The 14,702-nt window shown below is 69.1% G+C and carries 16 protein-coding genes; 13 read left to right on the top strand and 3 right to left on the bottom strand.

Annotated features, from left to right (window positions below; all coding sequences use genetic code 11):
- Positions 1–86: 86 nt before the first annotated feature.
- The gene (locus tag BEP68_RS16965) at positions 87–947 is read left to right on the top strand and encodes a fumarylacetoacetate hydrolase family protein (RefSeq protein WP_187250657.1); all 861 of its coding nucleotides are present in this window, start codon (positions 87–89) and stop codon (positions 945–947) included.
- Positions 944–1,702, top strand: a complete 759-nt coding sequence (locus BEP68_RS16960; protein ID WP_056280518.1) for an SDR family NAD(P)-dependent oxidoreductase — start codon at positions 944–946, stop codon at positions 1,700–1,702. Before BEP68_RS16965 ends, BEP68_RS16960 begins: the two co-directional genes overlap by 4 nt.
- Positions 1,703–1,748: 46 nt before the next feature.
- On the opposite strand, the gene BEP68_RS16955 is transcribed toward BEP68_RS16960, so the two are convergent.
- Complete coding sequence (locus tag BEP68_RS16955) at positions 1,749–2,729, bottom strand: amidohydrolase family protein (protein WP_187250656.1); 981 nt, start codon at positions 2,727–2,729, stop codon at positions 1,749–1,751.
- A gap of 46 nt (positions 2,730–2,775) precedes the next feature.
- Here BEP68_RS16955 and BEP68_RS16950 point away from each other — a divergent pair, with 46 nt between their 5' ends.
- Positions 2,776–3,453 (top strand): FadR/GntR family transcriptional regulator, encoded by a 678-nt coding sequence (locus BEP68_RS16950; RefSeq protein ID WP_053097960.1) that lies wholly within the window; start codon positions 2,776–2,778, stop codon positions 3,451–3,453.
- 170 nt (positions 3,454–3,623) lie between these two features.
- Here the strand turns inward: BEP68_RS16950 and BEP68_RS16945 are convergent, their stop codons facing one another.
- Positions 3,624–4,286, bottom strand: a complete 663-nt coding sequence (locus BEP68_RS16945; protein ID WP_187250655.1) for a transaldolase family protein — start codon at positions 4,284–4,286, stop codon at positions 3,624–3,626.
- A 107-nt stretch (positions 4,287–4,393) separates the two neighbouring features.
- On the opposite strand from BEP68_RS16945, the gene BEP68_RS16940 reads away from it, so the two are divergent.
- The 6 genes from BEP68_RS16940 to BEP68_RS16915 all read left to right on the top strand — a co-directional run bounded on the left by BEP68_RS16940 (position 4,394) and on the right by BEP68_RS16915 (position 9,233).
- Positions 4,394–5,344: a ribokinase gene (locus BEP68_RS16940; protein ID WP_187250654.1), complete on the top strand. Its 951-nt coding sequence runs from the start codon at positions 4,394–4,396 to the stop codon at positions 5,342–5,344.
- 18 nt (positions 5,345–5,362) lie between these two features.
- The gene (rbsD, locus tag BEP68_RS16935) at positions 5,363–5,767 is read left to right on the top strand and encodes a D-ribose pyranase (RefSeq protein WP_053097964.1); all 405 of its coding nucleotides are present in this window, start codon (positions 5,363–5,365) and stop codon (positions 5,765–5,767) included.
- Between the two features lies 1 nt (position 5,768).
- Positions 5,769–6,572 (top strand): GntR family transcriptional regulator, encoded by an 804-nt coding sequence (locus BEP68_RS16930; protein ID WP_053097965.1) that lies wholly within the window; start codon positions 5,769–5,771, stop codon positions 6,570–6,572.
- A gap of 113 nt (positions 6,573–6,685) precedes the next feature.
- On the top strand, positions 6,686–7,504 hold the full coding sequence (locus BEP68_RS16925; protein WP_187250653.1) for a hypothetical protein: 819 nt from the start codon (positions 6,686–6,688) through the stop codon (positions 7,502–7,504).
- Positions 7,505–7,524: 20 nt separating this feature from the next.
- On the top strand, positions 7,525–8,583 hold the full coding sequence (locus BEP68_RS16920; RefSeq protein WP_187250652.1) for a PLP-dependent cysteine synthase family protein: 1,059 nt from the start codon (positions 7,525–7,527) through the stop codon (positions 8,581–8,583).
- A gap of 134 nt (positions 8,584–8,717) precedes the next feature.
- The gene (locus BEP68_RS16915) at positions 8,718–9,233 is read left to right on the top strand and encodes a glycine cleavage system protein R (RefSeq protein WP_053097968.1); all 516 of its coding nucleotides are present in this window, start codon (positions 8,718–8,720) and stop codon (positions 9,231–9,233) included.
- A gap of 124 nt (positions 9,234–9,357) precedes the next feature.
- Here BEP68_RS16915 and BEP68_RS16910 read toward each other — a convergent pair whose 3' ends face one another.
- Positions 9,358–10,071 (bottom strand): FadR/GntR family transcriptional regulator, encoded by a 714-nt coding sequence (locus tag BEP68_RS16910; protein WP_187250651.1) that lies wholly within the window; start codon positions 10,069–10,071, stop codon positions 9,358–9,360.
- Positions 10,072–10,236: 165 nt separating this feature from the next.
- Here BEP68_RS16910 and BEP68_RS16905 point away from each other — a divergent pair, with 165 nt between their 5' ends.
- From BEP68_RS16905 to BEP68_RS16890, 4 genes are read left to right on the top strand one after another with little or no spacing between them, the layout of a single operon-like run.
- Positions 10,237–11,472, top strand: coding sequence for an aminotransferase class V-fold PLP-dependent enzyme (locus BEP68_RS16905; protein WP_053097969.1), 1,236 nt, complete (start codon positions 10,237–10,239; stop codon positions 11,470–11,472).
- A gap of 60 nt (positions 11,473–11,532) precedes the next feature.
- On the top strand, positions 11,533–12,846 hold the full coding sequence (locus tag BEP68_RS16900) for an ABC transporter substrate-binding protein (RefSeq protein ID WP_053097970.1): 1,314 nt from the start codon (positions 11,533–11,535) through the stop codon (positions 12,844–12,846).
- Positions 12,847–12,849: 3 nt separating this feature from the next.
- Positions 12,850–13,800: a carbohydrate ABC transporter permease gene (locus BEP68_RS16895; protein WP_053097971.1), complete on the top strand. Its 951-nt coding sequence runs from the start codon at positions 12,850–12,852 to the stop codon at positions 13,798–13,800.
- A complete protein-coding gene (locus tag BEP68_RS16890; protein ID WP_222839501.1) occupies positions 13,797–14,702 on the top strand; it encodes a carbohydrate ABC transporter permease in 906 nt (301 codons plus the stop codon). The genes BEP68_RS16895 and BEP68_RS16890 overlap by 4 nt, the downstream gene beginning before the upstream one ends.

Here is a 14,702-nt window from a genome sequence, read left to right as displayed (position 1 = left end):
TAAACATCGGATGTCTATACTGTCAACGAGACGGGCCGCACTGACGCGCCTCGTCACCCACGGACACCTCACTGAGCAGGAGAGACATGAAGTTCGCACGGCTAGGCACCCCCGGCGCCGAGATCCCCGTCCTCGTCGAAGGCGACCGCTACCTCGATCTGCGCTCTGTGACATCCGATGTGAACGGTGATTTCCTCGCCGGTGATTTCCGGGCTCGCGTCGCCGCGGCCCGCGCCGCCGACGAACTGCCGGTTCTCGGGGATACCGCGGCGATGCGCATCGGCGCGCCGATCGCGCGCCCGAGCGCCGTCATCTGCATCGGCCAGAACTACGCGGCGCACGCCCGCGAGTCCGGCTCCGAGCCGCCGACCGTCCCGATCATGTTCCTGAAGACGCCGAACACGGTGGTCGGCCCGAACGATGCGGTCACGATCCCCCGCGGCAGCGAGAAGACCGACTGGGAGGTCGAGCTCGGCATCGTGATCGGCGCCCGCGCCGCCTACCTCGATTCGCCCGACGACGCCGACGCCCACATCGCCGGCTACGTGGTGGCGAACGACGTCTCGGAGCGCGCCTTCCAGATGGAGGTCTCGGGCGGGCAGTGGTCGAAGGGCAAGATCGCCCCCGGTTTCAACCCGACCGGCCCCTGGCTGGTGACACCCGACGAGGTCGACGTCGACGACCTGCGGCTGCGCAGCTGGGTGAACGGCGAAGCGCGTCAGGATTCGAACACCGACGACATGATCTTCGACGTGCGCGTGATCGTGCACCACCTGTCGCAGTACGTCACGCTCGAGCCGGGCGACCTGATCCTCACGGGCACTCCCCAGGGCGTGGCCTTCGGGGGCAAGTTCCCGTATCTGACGGCGGGCGACGTGGTCGAGATCGAGATCGAAGGACTCGGGCATCAGCGCCAGGAGTTCGTGGCATGGGAGGCACAGAAATGAGCAGCGCACTCGACGGACTCGTCGCGATCGTGACCGGCGGAGCATCCGGGATCGGAGCGGCCATCGCCGCCCGCCTGCACGCCGACGGCGCGCAGATCGCGGTGCTCGACCGCGACACCTCAGGAGCGGATGCCGCCTTCGCCGCTTTCACGGCCGACGTGTCGGACCGTGCATCGGTGGATGCCGCCGTGGCCGCCGTCGCCGAGAGGTTCGGGCGCATCGACATCGTCGTGAACAACGCCGGGGTCGGCGCCCAGGGAGACATCAGCGCCAACGACGACGACGAGTGGGCGCGTGTGCTCTCGATCAACGTCACGGGCATCGCCCGCGTCACGTCGGCGGCGTTGCCGTGGCTCAAGGAGTCGCCGAGCGCGGCGGTCTGCAACACGGCATCCATCGCCTCGACCACCGGCCTTCCCCAGCGCGCGCTCTACAGCGCGTCGAAGGGCGCCGTCTCGGCCCTGACCCGTGCCATGGCCGCCGATCACCTGCGCGAGGGCATCCGCGTCAACGCCGTCAACCCCGGCACCGCCGACACCCCGTGGGTCGGCCGGCTGCTCGACTCGGCCGACGACCCGGCCGCCGAGCGCGCCGCCCTCGAGGCCCGCCAGCCGCATGGCCGCCTGGTCTCACCCGACGAGGTCGCCGCGGCGGTCGCCTACCTGGTGAGCCCCGCCGCGGGCTCGACCACGGGCACGTTCATCGAGGTCGACGGCGGCATGGCTCAGCTGCGGCTACGTCCCGTCGGGGGCTGACCGCCGCGTCGCCCACTGTCCTGGTCCCGGCCCCGGACAGTGGGCGCTACGAGCGACCGCCGCGCAGCCAACCCAGGATGCCGCGGCGCGGCCGCTCCTCCCGAGAGTCCTCATGCGTCGGCCGCTCGCCGATCCGGTAGAACTCCTCGGCGTTCGTCCACATGATCGCGTCGACGTCGTGCCCGCGGCGCTCGGCCCAGGCGATCACCGCATCCGCCCATCTGATCCGAGCCGTCGGCTGGTACATGGGCGATCCGTCGACGTTCGCGTACGGGTCGCCCTTCTCCGGGGGTCCGATGACCGAGACCGGCCAGTCACTGCCCCACATCAGCCGCTCGACGCCGAACGCATCGGCCGCGGCGTCGAGGAACGGATGCAGCTGCTCTGCCGACCAGTCGCCTCCGGCCTCTCCGGGCAGCCCCGAGAGCTTGCACCACACGTTCGGATGCCGTGCCAGGTCGTCGAGATCGCGCACCCATTCCATGGTCGGCGCCACCGGGGCCTTCGCCGTGCCGACCTCGGGCTTGCCGAGGTGATCGAGCACCATCCGCAGCTCGGGCACCGCCCCCGCGAGTCGGGCCACCTCGGGCAGCTGGGCGGCGCGCACGCAGGCGTCGAAGGCCCAGCCGCGCGCCGCGACCTCGCGCGCCCCGGTGACGAAGTCGGCCGAGACCGCCAGTCCGTCGGGTTCGCCCTGCAGGTTGTGCCGCACGCCGACCACGAGCGGCTCGGCGGCGAGTCCTTCGAGGTGCGCCGTGGTGTCGGTGCCGCGATCCAGACGCGCGCCCGCGACGATGCCGACCACCCCGACCCGCGACGCGAGCCCGGCCACCCACCGCACCTCTTCGAGGAAGTCGTCTTCGACGGTCTCGGCCTGCACGAACACCGCGCGCTCGGTCGTCGCGCGGGCGATGCGGGCGTGCTCGATCTCGGTCGCACCGAACAGCCAGGCGAGCGGACCCTCGAGCCACGTGTAGTGCAGAAGCTCGGGGTCCCAGAGGTGCAGGTGCGAATCGAGTACGCGCATGCCCCCATCCTGCCGCAGACATCCGATGAATGGCTAGGATGACGCCATGGCAGTGACTGACGACGCGATCGAGAAGATCAAGGCGATGATCGTGTCGGGCGAACTCGCACCCGGCGATCGCCTCCCTCCCGAGAAGGAGCTGTCCGAGCGGCTCGGCCTGTCACGCAACTCGATGCGCGAGGCCGTGAAGGCGCTCGAGGTGATCCGGGTGCTCGACGTGCGCCGCGGTGACGGCACCTATGTCACGAGCCTGGAGCCCCACCTGCTGCTCGAGGCGATCTCGTTCGTGGTCGACATGCACGACGACGACTCGATGCTCGAGATCTTCGCGGTGCGACGGATGCTGGAGTCGCAGGCGACCGGCCTCGCGGCCACCCTCGGCAGCGACGACGCGATCGCCGGCCTCGAGAGCGAGGTCGCCTCCATCGATCCGACGGTCAGCATCGAAGAGCTCGTCGAGCACGATATCCGCTTCCACCGTGAGATCGTCGGCATGGCCGGCAACGCCTATCTCGCCAGCCTCATCGAGCACCTGAGCAGTCAGACCGTGCGCGCCCGCGTGTGGCGTGGTCTCACCGAGGGCGGAGCGGTCGAGCGCACCCTCTCGGAGCACCGGGCGATCGCCGACGCCATCGCCCGGCGCGATTCGGGTCTCGCCACCTCGCTCGCCACGGCGCACATCGCCGGCGTCGAGCGGTGGCTGCGCCAGGCGGCATCCGCCTGACGCAGCGACGCCTTTCTCGGCCACGCGTCCCTCAAGCCTTCCCTGCACGCTTTCGTCGTCCGGGCCCAGACCGGCACGTTCGGCCAGATGCGCTTCGCTCGGCCGTATCCGTGACGTCGGGCCGAATCTGGCGCGTCTGGCCGACGCTGGCCCACTCGCCGAATCGCGACTCAGGCCCCGAGCCGCCCCATCGCCGCGTCGAACTCGGCGGCAGAGCTGTCGCTGACCTCGTGGAACAGCACCTGCTCGATCACGTCGGGTGCCGCCGTGAAGTACGGCACCCCCGCGAGACGCAGACCGGTGATGTCGTCGGGTGATCGCAGGCTGGCCGCGAGCACGTTCGAGTCGCTGCCCGCGCACACCTCCTGCATGCGGGCGATCACCGCATCCCCGTCAATGCCGGCATCCCGCATCCGTCCGAGGTAGGGGGCGATGTACTGTGCCCCGATCGAGGCGCATGCCAACGCCTGTGCGACCGAGTAGACGGCGGTGACGAGCACGGTCGCGCCGTCGCTCACCAGAGCGGATGCCGCCGCGAAGCCGTCGCGGGTCGCCGGCACCTTCACGGCCACGCGATCGCCCAGCGCACGGATGCCCTCGGCGTTGCGGAGGAAGGATGCGGTGTCGCCGCCCCACGTCTGGAAGAAGATCTCGCGGGCGCCCTCGTCCGACCAGCGGGCGTAGAGGTCGGGGATCTCCGCGGCGGTGCGGCCACCACGCTCGAGGATCGTGGGGTTGGTCGTCACGCCGTGCACGACGCCCGCGGTGAGGAGGGAGGCGACGCGATCGACGTCCGCGCTATCGACATAGAGACGGGGGGCCAGCGCGGTCATCGGGTCTCCTTGAGCACAACCTGTCGTTACAGGTTCGGATTCGGCTAATGTAATGACAGCCGCGGAGGATGTCAAAGCACCCCGCATCGACGACGATCAGGAGTGCCATGACAGCCGCCACCTCGCCCGATCGCACCGGCGTCGTCATCGTCGGCAGCGTGACCGCAGACGTGACGACCTTCTCGACCAGGCTCCCCGCCCGCGGAGAGACCATCCTCGGCGACGAGTTCACCCTGATGCTCGGCGGCAAGGGCGCGAATCAGGCGGTCGCCGCGGGACGATCGGGGGCCCGCACGAGCTTCGTCGGATGCGTGGGAGACGACCTCTTCCACGACCTCGTCGTCGACGGGCTGAGCGAGGCCGGAGTCGACCTCACGCATCTCCGCACGGTGCCGGGGCCGACGGGCATCGCGCACATCCGCGTCGACGCCTCGGCGCAGAACGACATCGTCATGGTGCCTCTGGCCAACGCCGCGCTCAGCACCGAGCAGATCGACGCGGCGCTCGAAGCCCTCGCGCCGACCACGTCGGTGCTGCTCACCCAGCTCGAGACGCCCTCGGCGCTCACCGCGCACATCACGTCACGAGGACGCGAGCACGGCATGACCGTCATCCTCGACCCCGCCCCCGCCGCTCCGCTGGATGACGCCGTGTGGGCGAGCATCGACATCGTCACCCCGAACGAGACCGAGGCCTCGGTGCTCAGCGGCGTCGAGGTGACGGATGCCGCGTCGGCGGAGATCGCCGGACGCTGGTTCCTCGACCGGGGCGTCGGCGCCGCCGTGATCACGCTCGCGGGTCAGGGCTCGTGCGTCGTGACCGCAGCGGGAGCATCCGTCATCCCGCCCTTCCCTGTCGAGGCCGTCGACACCACCGCGGCCGGTGACGCCTACGCCGGGTATCTCGGCGCCGCCCTCGCCAACGGCTGGGGGCTGACGGATGCCGTACGCCTGGCGACCGCCGCCGGAGCCCTCGCCGTCACGGAGCAGGGCGCCTCGCCCAGCCTGCCGCTGCGGGCCGAGGTCGACGCCTTCCTGGCCGCCCGAGAAGCCCACTGACATCCCCGAGGAGACATCATGCGCAAGACAGCGACGACCATCAACCCCGCACTCTCGCGCGTGATCAGCGAGACCGGCCACACCGATCTGCTGGTGGTCACCGATGCCGGCCTGCCCATCCCGCCCGGATCCGAGCGCATCGACCTCGCCTATCGTCCCGGCGCTCCGGCCTTCTTCGACGTGCTCGACACCGTGCTGGCCGAGCTCGTCGTGGAGGGAGCGACGGTGTCGGCCGAGGTCGCCGAGAAGAGCCCCGAGGTGCTGGCCGCGCTGCGCGAGCGCTTCGCCGACCAGGACTTCGAGATCGAGCTCATCCCGCACGTCGACTTCAAGAAGCTGACCCACTCGGCGCGCGCGTTCGTGCGCTCGGGAGAGTTCACCCCCTACGCGAACGTGATCCTGCACGCGGGAGTGGCGTACTGATATGAACGACACGATCGACCGCCACTCCGCCGCGCCCATGTACGACCAGCTGCGTCAGCTGATCGTCGACGGCATCTCGCGAGACGGCCTGCAGCCCGGCGACCCGCTGCCCGGCGAGCACCGCCTCTGCGAGCGGTACGGCATCTCGCGCACCGTGGTGCGCCAGGCGTTGGCCCAGCTCGAGCACGAGGGGCTCGTCGAACGCGTCAAGGGCAAGGGCACGTTCGTGTCGCGTCCCCGCACGAGCGAGAGCCTGGTGCACACGCTGATCGGCCTCTACGACGACGTCGAGCGCCGCGGCGGGCACGTGCACAGCGACGTCCTGCGCCACGAGCAGACTCTCGCCGACGACGAGATCGCGGCGGCACTCGAGGTCGACCCTGGCGCACCGGTCGTGGTGCTCGACCGTCTGCGTCACGTCGACGGCGAACCCTGGTCGCTCTCGACCACCTGGATGCCGGATGCCGTCGGCGGAGTCACGCTCGGCGTCGACCTCTCGGAGCGGTCCCTGTACCGCCTGCTCGCCGATCACGACATCGTGGCGACCAGCGGCGTCCGCTCGGCCGAGGCCACCGTCGCGACCCACGAGCAGGCGCAGCATCTGGGGGTGAGCGCCGGCTCCGCCCTGCTGCGACTGCGCAGCGTGAGCCGTTCCTCCGACGGCACGCCGATCGAGTACTTCGTGGCGCACCACCGCGGCGACCGCTCGCGCTTCGAGTTCCAGCTGCAGCAGGAGCAGTCGCAGGCGTCGCTGCTGCACGTCGACGGCGACGGCAGCACCTCGCGCGCCGGCACCGTCCGCTAGCCGCATCCGCACGCGGCATCCACTCACAGGTGGGTCGGCCGAGCACGGGTCGCGGACTAGCCTGGAACGAGAGCACGCATCGCACGGGGCGATGCGATCGGGGGGAAGACACGATGGTCGACGACGCGCATCCACCGGCATCCGACTCCGACCCGGTCATCCCTCCGCCGCCTGCCGCGGCGCCGGGACAGCTCGGATCCTCCGTCCCGCTGGCCCCGCCGCTGGGCGGGATGCCCGGGCCGCCCGCCCCGCCGCTGCCGCCGTACGCCTCTGCCCCCCAGCCGGGGCAGCATCCGCAGATGGCCGCGTACCCGCCGCCGCCCCCGGGGCAGCCGTCGCCTCCCTACGGCGCCGCATATGCTTCCCCGTCCGCGCCTCCTCCTCCGCGTTCAGGACGGACCGTCGGCATCGTCATCGCAGCGGTCGCGGCGTTCGTGCTGATCGTCGTCGTGGGCATCGCGGTGGCCGTGAGCCTGCTGCTGAGCTCGCGCACCGAACCGGCGACCGCGCCTCCGGCCACGAGCGTCACGGAAGAGCCCGCAGCGCCTTCCGAGGCACCGCAGGGCGACCCGGACTCCGACGGCTCGGGCGACGCCGACGCCGACGCCTCCGCCATCGCCGACGCGCTCCAGGCGAAGATCGACGAGTACAAGCGCCTGCGCGACAGCGGCGCGCTCTGGCAGAGCATCCCCGACACCGAGTTCAACCGCACGGCCGTCTCCGCCTTCCTCTACTTCCTCACCGACATGAAGGTCGCCACCATCTGGGGTGTCGACGATGCGCAGGCGCAGGAGTACGAGGAGCGCATGACGATGCTCGAGGAGCGTCTGCTCGCCGAGCAGCCCCTCGGCGACGACATCCAGATCACCCTCGAGGACGAGGTCTTCACGTACGACGGCGAGACGGGCGAGGGCGGCTACACGCCCCGCTAGAGGAGCGTTACGCTCGAAGCATGAGCGACTGGACCAGCACCGCGATCGCCCTGCTGGAAGCCGACGCCAACCGCAGCGCCGACACCCATCTGCACCTCTTCCCGCTGCCACCCGAGTGGGGCATCGACCTGTACCTGAAAGACGAGTCGGTGCATCCGACCGGGTCGCTCAAGCACCGTCTCGCGCGCTCGCTGATCCTGTACGGACTCGTCAACGGACGCATCACCGAGGACTCCACTCTCGTCGAGTCCTCCAGCGGATCGACGGCCGTCTCCGAGGCGTACTTCGCGCGGATGCTGGGGCTGCCCTTCGTCACCGTCGTACCGCGCTCGACCAGCCAGGAGAAGATCGACCTCATCGAGTTCTACGGCGGACGCTGTCACTTCGTCGACCGTGCCGAGGACATGTCTCCTGAGGCTCAGCGCCTGGCCTCCGAATGCCATGGCCACTACCTCGACCAGTTCACGTTCGCCGAGCGGGCGACCGACTGGCGCGGCAACAACAACATCGCCGAGAGCGTGTTCAGCCAGCTGTCGCAGGAACGCCACCCGATCCCCCGCTGGATCGTCGTGGGCGCAGGCACCGGCGGCACGAGCGCCACCTTCGGCCGGTACGTGAAGTACCGCCGCCACGAGACGCAGATCGCGGTCGTCGACCCCGAGGGTTCGGCGTTCTACGACGGATGGGCGGGCACCGTCGCCGCGCCGGCCGGACGCCCCAGTCGCATCGAGGGCATCGGCCGTCCGCGCGTCGAGGCCTCGTTCGTGCCCAGTGTGATCGACGAGATGATCCGCGTTCCCGACGCGGGGTCGATCGCCGCGATCCGGATGCTGCGCGAGCGCACCCTGCACTGGGCCGGAGGTTCGACCGGCACCAACCTGTACGGCGCATTCCAGCTGATCGCGCGCATGCGCGCGGCGGGCGAGACCGGCAGCATCGTCACGCTCATCTGCGACAGCGGCATCCGCTATGCCGGCACGTACTTCAACGATGAGTGGGTCGCCGAGCAGGGCTGGGACCTCGACCCGCATCGCACCCGCCTCGATCACTTCCTCGAGACCGGGGTCTGGGTCGACTGACCCTCGTTCCGCTTCCATGACTCCGGAGATCCGGGCAGGTCACCCGGGAGAACACGCTTCCTCGGGTTCGAGCCGCCACATTCTCCGGAGTCACGGCACGTCGCGGGCCGAGGCGCTCCGGCTACGCTGGCCGCATGACTACTCTCATCCTCACTGTCGCGGGTGCCGATCGCCCCGGACTCGTCGCAGCCGTCGCCGATGTCGTCGATGCCCACGGCGGAAACTGGGAGAACAGCTCGCTGGCCGAGCTCGCGGGCACCTTCGCCGGAGTGATCGAGGTCTCGGTCGCCGCCGACCGTTCCGACGAGCTGCAGACGGCGCTCCGCGGACTTCAGGGACAGGGGCTCCTGACGCTCGCCGTCCTCACCGGAACGCCTGATGACGACGCGGAGGACGAGCAGCGACTCGAGATCCGGGTGCTGGGCAACGACCGATCCGGCATCGTCCGCGAGGTCTCGAACGTGCTGAACGCGCACGAACTCAGCATCGAGGAGCTCGCGACCGAGACCCGGGATGCCGCGATGGCCGGCGGCCGTCTGTTCGAGGCCTCCGTGATCGCGCGGGTTCCGTCGTCGGTCGACATCGATGCCCTGCGTCGCGACCTCGAGCGCATCGCCACGGAGATCCAGGTCGACATCACCCTCGCCTGACCGCGGCGTCCCCTCCGCCCGATACGCACACAGCGTCCCGCACGGCCCACGGGGCGACCGCACGCCTGTGCAGACCGAGGCGAACTGTGCAGAACGGGAGAAATGAGAGGGCGATCGTGGTCACTCAGGGCGACTCGACGGACGATCCTTCGGCGCGCATATCCGTATCGGTGTACCGGCGCACCCAGTACTCGGTCTGAGCCACGTGGGCGGATGCCGCAGCCGACGCCGCGACCGGGTCCGCCGCAGCGAGTCCGCGGAGGATCGCCCGGTGCCCGGCATCCGAGTGGAGCTTGAGTTCGGCGGCGTCGCCGGCATCCGGGATCCGATAGGCCCGCGAGCGAGAGCGCAGCACGTCGATCAGGCTCGTGAGCGCGTCGTTGCCGGCGACCTCCGAGATCGTCATGTGGAAGGCGTGGTCGAGGCGGGAGTGGTCCTCGAAGTCGTCGCTCGCCTCGATCTCATCGAGCACGCCGCTGAGCGTCTCGATCGTGGCGGCGTCGATGCGGGCCGCGGCGAGCGCAGCCGCGTGGGGCTCGAGCACCCGGCGAAGCTCCGTCAGTTCGAGCACCCCGGCCATGGGCAGGAGTCCGACCGTGAGAGAGAGGCTGCCGATCAGGTCGGCGGCGCGCAGCTCGCTGACGTAGCTGCCCGAGCCGTGCCGGGTCTCGAGCACACCGAGGGCGGCCAGCATGCGGATGGCTTCGCGCAGCGATCCGCGTGAGACGCCGAGCGTCTCGCACAGCTCACCCTCGCTCGGCAGACGGTCGCCGGGACGCAGCTCGCCGTCCGCGATCAGCGCGCGCAGCCCGTGCAACGCTGTGTCCAGTGCGCTCATCGTCATCCTCCTGACACCGCCCGATCCCCTTGCTGAGTCTGTCGGACGCAGACCCTTCGTCAAATTCGTATGACAACTATGTTTCATCCTCGCCTTTTCGTAGCCATTTCGAAAGCTCTGTGGCAAAGTTGTGCAACAACTCCCCCACTGCACCGACGAGGACCGATGCCCGCACCACTCTTCCCCGCACCGCTCACGCTGAACTCCGGCATCCGAGCCCGTGATGCGTGGCCGCTCGATCCCGACGTGATCCACCTGAACCACGGCTCGTTCGGCGCGGTCCCCACGGCCGTCGTCGAGCAGCAGGATGCCCTGCGACGTCGTGCCGACCTCAGCCCGGTCGAGTGGTTCCCCCGCATCGCCGAACGGGTGCGCGACGCTCGCGAGCGCACGGCTCCGTTCCTCGGCGCCCATGCCGAAGACAGCGTCTTCGTCCCGAACGCCTCCGCCGCCGCGACCGTCGTCTACAACGCCCTGCACCTCGAGCGCGGCGACGAGATCCTCGTCACCGACCAGGGCTACGGAGCGATCACCATGGGCGCGCAGCGCCTGGCCCGCCGCTTCGGAGCATCCGTCCGCGCCGTCGAGCTGCCGCTGCTCGCCTCCGACGACGAGGTCGTGCAGCGCTTCGCCGACGCACTCACTCCGGCCACCCGCCTGATCGTGGTCGACCAGATCACCTCGCCGACCGCGCGGATGCTGCCGACCCGGCGCATCGCCGAGCTCGCGGCGGAACGGGGCATCCGCACCCTCGTCGACGGCGCTCATGCTCCCGGTCTCGTCGCCGATGCCGCCGCGGTCGCCGGCGGCGACTGGTGGTTCGGCAACCTGCACAAGTGGCCCTGCGCCCCGCGCGGTTCCGCCCTGCTCGTCACGAACGCCCCCGACCGCGACGACCTGTGGCCGCTCATCGACTCGTGGGCGGCGAACGAGCCATACCCCGAGCGCTTCGACACCCAGGGCACGATCGACGCGACGACCTATCTCGCCACCCCGGCGTCGATCGAGTTCATCGAGTCCGAGTTCGGGTGGCACAACGCCCGCCAGGCGATGGCGCAGATGGCGGATGCCGGGGCCGAGATCATCGCCGAGGGCCTGCGCCCCTACGGCGACGAAGACCCCCTCACTCCGTTGCCCTCGCCCGTGCCGTCGATGCGACTCGTGCGACTGCCGCTCGGACTCGGCTCGACGCGCGAAGAAGCCGATGCCCTGCGCATGGACCTGCTCGACGAGACCGGCGTCGAGACCGCGTTCACCAGCTTCCGCGGCGTCGGCTACTTCCGCCTGTCGGCGCACCTTTACACAGAGGCGTCCGACTTCGAGGCCTTCGTCGAGCGCTGCATCCCGCAGATCCTCCGCCGCGCCGGCATCCGCACCGCCGACTCCATCATCGTCTCCTGACCCGACCCACCCCTCCACCCACCACCCGACCCACCACCATCACCAACTGAGAGGCACCTCGTGAAGAAGAACAGAATCTTGACGACCGCCGCGGGAATCGGCACCGTCGCCGCACTCGCGCTCACCGGCTGTTCCGCAGGCGGCGGCGAGTCCGCCGACGGCACCGTCACCCTGCAGATGGTCGAGAGCCTGACCAATCCTGCCCGCACCGACCTGCTGCGCGGACTCCTCGACGACTTCGAGAAGGAGAACCCCGACATCAAGGTCAAGCTCGTCTCGCCGCCCACCGAGCAGGCCGACGCGAAGATCCAGCAGATGCTGCAGTCGGGCAAGGGCGTCGACGTCCTCGAGGTCCGCGACATCACCGTCGGACCGTTCGCGAACAACGGCTGGCTGCACGACATCTCGGCCGACCTCGAGAAGTGGGACGGCTGGGATGCCCTCACCGACAACGCGCAGTCGGCGTCCGTGGCCGCAGACGGCAAGAGCTACTTCGTGCCGTACGGCTTCTACGGCCTGTCGCTCTTCTATCGCACCGACCTCGTCGAGGAGGCGGGCTTCGACGGCCCGCCGCACAGCTGGAAGGATCTGCTCGAGCAGGCCAGCGCCATCCAGGACCCCGCGAACAACATCTACGGCTACGCGTTCCGCGGTGGCCAGAACGCGAACAGCAATGTGGTCGCGGCTATCGAGGCCTACACGATCGACGGCCTCGACGTCGATGACGCCTTCCTGATGGAGGACGGGTCGACGATCTTCGCCGCTCCCGAGGCGCAGGAAGCCGTCGACGACTACTTCGACCTCTTCAAGGAGGCGTCGCCGCCGTCCGCCGTGTCGTGGGGCTACCCCGAGATGGTCGCCGGTTTCACCAACGGCACCACGGCGTTCCTGCTGCAGGACCCCGAGGTCATCGCGACCGTGCAGGACTCCTCTCTGACCGAGGATCAGTGGGACACCGCCCCGCTGCTCGTCGGGCCGTCGGGCAAGGCCGCGCAGCCGCTGGCCGTCGCCGGCTGGGGCGTCGCGGAGAACAGCGAGCACCAGGATGCTGCGGTCAAGCTCGTCGAGTTCCTCTCGTCGGCCGAGCCGGCCACCGAGTTCGCGCAGGCCAACAGCCTCGTGCCGATCATCTCCGAGGCGGCCGATGACGAGTTCTACTCCTCGGGCCCGTGGACGAGCTATGTCACGATGACCGAGGACCCCGAGACCTACGTCAACGTCAAGCAGCCTCGCGGCGTCAGCTGGTGGACCGAGTGGATCCAGAAGTCTGACCAGGACGTGCAGAACGTGCTGCTCGGCAACATGTCGACCACCGAGCTGCTCGAGTCGTGGGACACCTTCTGGACCGAGAAGTACGCTGCGGAAAAGGGCTGATCCGTGACCCGGACCACTCTCGAAGGGGGCTCCGTCGGCACCGCCGGCGGGGCCTCCCCGGCATCCCGCCGGCGCCGCCCCTTCCGTGGCCGCCACGCGCTGACGCTGCTGGCCTTCATGGCCCCGGCGATCGTGTTCGTGTGCTGGTTCACCTACTGGCCGATGCTGCAGGGCGCACGCATGGCCTTCCACGACTGGAACCTGTGGGATCTCACCTCCACCCCGTGGGTGGGTTTCGACAACTTCGTCACCGTCTTCCAGGACCCCGCCTTCCCGATCGTCGCCTGGAACTCCGTCCTGTGGGTCGTCGGCTCGCTTGTGCCTCAGCTCGTGATCGGCTTCCTGATCGCGCTCGCCCTGCGCAAGCGCTTCCGCTTCCGCGGGCTCTACCAGGCGCTCGTGTTCTTCCCGTGGGCCGTCTCGGGCTTCCTGATCGGGATGCTGTTCCGCTGGATGTTCAACGCCGAGTTCGGCGTCGTGAACGACCTGCTCATGAAGGCCGGCCTGATCGACGCCCCGCTGCCCTGGCTGGCGGATCCGAAGCTCGCGATGTTCGCGGTCATCGTCGCCAACATCTGGTACGGCGTGACCTTCTTCGCGATCATGATCCTCGCGGCTCTGCAGTCCGTGCCCGACGAGATGCTCGAGGCCGCGAGCCTCGACGGCGCAGGCAAGGTGCGTCAGCTGTTCTCGATCATCATCCCGTACATCTCGATGACGTTGCTGCTGACGATCCTGCTGCGCATCATCTGGATCTTCAACTTCCCCGACATCATCTACGCGATGACCAACGGCGGGCCGGCGAACCAGACCCACATCATCACGACGTGGATGATCAACTACACGCAGCAGGGCAACTACGGCATCGCGAGCGCCATCGGACTCATCGTCGTCGCGTTCCTGTTCGTGTTCTGCGCGTTCTACCTCATGGCGATGCGGAGGGTCCAGCGATGACCATCACCGGAACCACGGTCACCGAGACCCGGCGTCTCACCGTCCCCGACATCGCGAAGGCACCGCGTCCGAAGCGCAAGGCCTCGGTCGGCGGCGTCGTGCGCGTCGTCGGTCTCGCCCTCTGGCTCGTCATCACGCTCTTCCCGCTGTACTGGATCGCGCTGACGTCGTTCAAGTCGCCGGGAACGATCAACTCCTTCCCGATCGAGTACTGGCCCAGCGAGCCGTCGCTCGACAACTACGTGAGCCTGTTCGAGCAGAGCTCGTTCGGGGTCTTCCTCGGCAACTCGGCTCTGGTGGCGACGATCGCGGGTGCGGTCGCGACGCTCATCGCTCTGCTCAGCGCCTATGTGATCGCGCGCTTCGAGTTCCGCGGCAAGGGGACGGTGCTGGTGGCGTTCCTGCTCACGCAGATGATCCCCGCGTTCATCGCGCTGGGCCCGCTGTACTCGATGATGACCGACCTGGGCCTCGTCGACACCAAACCCGGCCTGATCCTCGTGTACATCGCGGTCTGCATCCCGTTCTCCACGGTCATGCTGCGCGGTTTCTTCGAGAACGTGCCGGACGCGCTCGAAGAGGCGGCGATGATCGACGGATGCTCGCGCTTCGGCGCGCTGTTCCGAGTGCTCGTGCCGGTGATGACCCCGGGCATCATCGCGGCCTTCATCTTCAACTTCGTCAACTGCTGGAACGAGCTGTTCCTGTCGGTCGTGCTGATGAACACCGACGAGAACCGCACCGTGCCGTCGGCGCTGAACGGGTTCATCTCGACGTTCAACATCGACTGGGGCTCGATGAGCGCCGCAGCCGTGCTGACGATCCTGCCGACCATGGTGATGTTCGCACTCGCGAGCCGCTGGATCGTGCAGGGCCTGACCGCCGGCGCCGTCAAGGAGTAA

This window comes from Microbacterium sp. 4-7, from assembly GCF_014332665.1.
Lineage (GTDB): Bacteria > Actinomycetota > Actinomycetes > Actinomycetales > Microbacteriaceae > Microbacterium.
The sequence above is the reverse complement of the archived record's forward strand: the minus strand, read 5'-3'. Positions and strand labels throughout refer to the sequence as shown.

What these genes read in the sequence shown, in the direction of transcription:
- BEP68_RS16950 (WP_053097960.1), top strand. Translation starts at nt 2,776, where the DNA reads ATGGCAGTGACTGACGACGCGATCGAGAAGATCAAGGCGATGATCGTG.
- BEP68_RS16890 (WP_222839501.1), top strand. Translation starts at nt 13,797, where the DNA reads ATGACCATCACCGGAACCACGGTCACCGAGACCCGGCGTCTCACCGTC.
- BEP68_RS16915 (WP_053097968.1), top strand. Translation starts at nt 8,718, where the DNA reads ATGACTACTCTCATCCTCACTGTCGCGGGTGCCGATCGCCCCGGACTC.
- BEP68_RS16920 (WP_187250652.1), top strand. Translation starts at nt 7,525, where the DNA reads ATGAGCGACTGGACCAGCACCGCGATCGCCCTGCTGGAAGCCGACGCC.
- BEP68_RS16905 (WP_053097969.1), top strand. Translation starts at nt 10,237, where the DNA reads ATGCCCGCACCACTCTTCCCCGCACCGCTCACGCTGAACTCCGGCATC.
- BEP68_RS16910 (WP_187250651.1), bottom strand. Translation starts at nt 10,071, where the DNA reads ATGAGCGCACTGGACACAGCGTTGCACGGGCTGCGCGCGCTGATCGCG.
- BEP68_RS16945 (WP_187250655.1), bottom strand. Translation starts at nt 4,286, where the DNA reads ATGACCGCGCTGGCCCCCCGTCTCTATGTCGATAGCGCGGACGTCGAT.
- BEP68_RS16940 (WP_187250654.1), top strand. Translation starts at nt 4,394, where the DNA reads ATGACAGCCGCCACCTCGCCCGATCGCACCGGCGTCGTCATCGTCGGC.
- BEP68_RS16925 (WP_187250653.1), top strand. Translation starts at nt 6,686, where the DNA reads ATGGTCGACGACGCGCATCCACCGGCATCCGACTCCGACCCGGTCATC.
- BEP68_RS16965 (WP_187250657.1), top strand. Translation starts at nt 87, where the DNA reads ATGAAGTTCGCACGGCTAGGCACCCCCGGCGCCGAGATCCCCGTCCTC.
- BEP68_RS16930 (WP_053097965.1), top strand. Translation starts at nt 5,769, where the DNA reads ATGAACGACACGATCGACCGCCACTCCGCCGCGCCCATGTACGACCAG.
- BEP68_RS16955 (WP_187250656.1), bottom strand. Translation starts at nt 2,729, where the DNA reads ATGCGCGTACTCGATTCGCACCTGCACCTCTGGGACCCCGAGCTTCTG.
- rbsD (WP_053097964.1), top strand. Translation starts at nt 5,363, where the DNA reads ATGCGCAAGACAGCGACGACCATCAACCCCGCACTCTCGCGCGTGATC.
- BEP68_RS16960 (WP_056280518.1), top strand. Translation starts at nt 944, where the DNA reads ATGAGCAGCGCACTCGACGGACTCGTCGCGATCGTGACCGGCGGAGCA.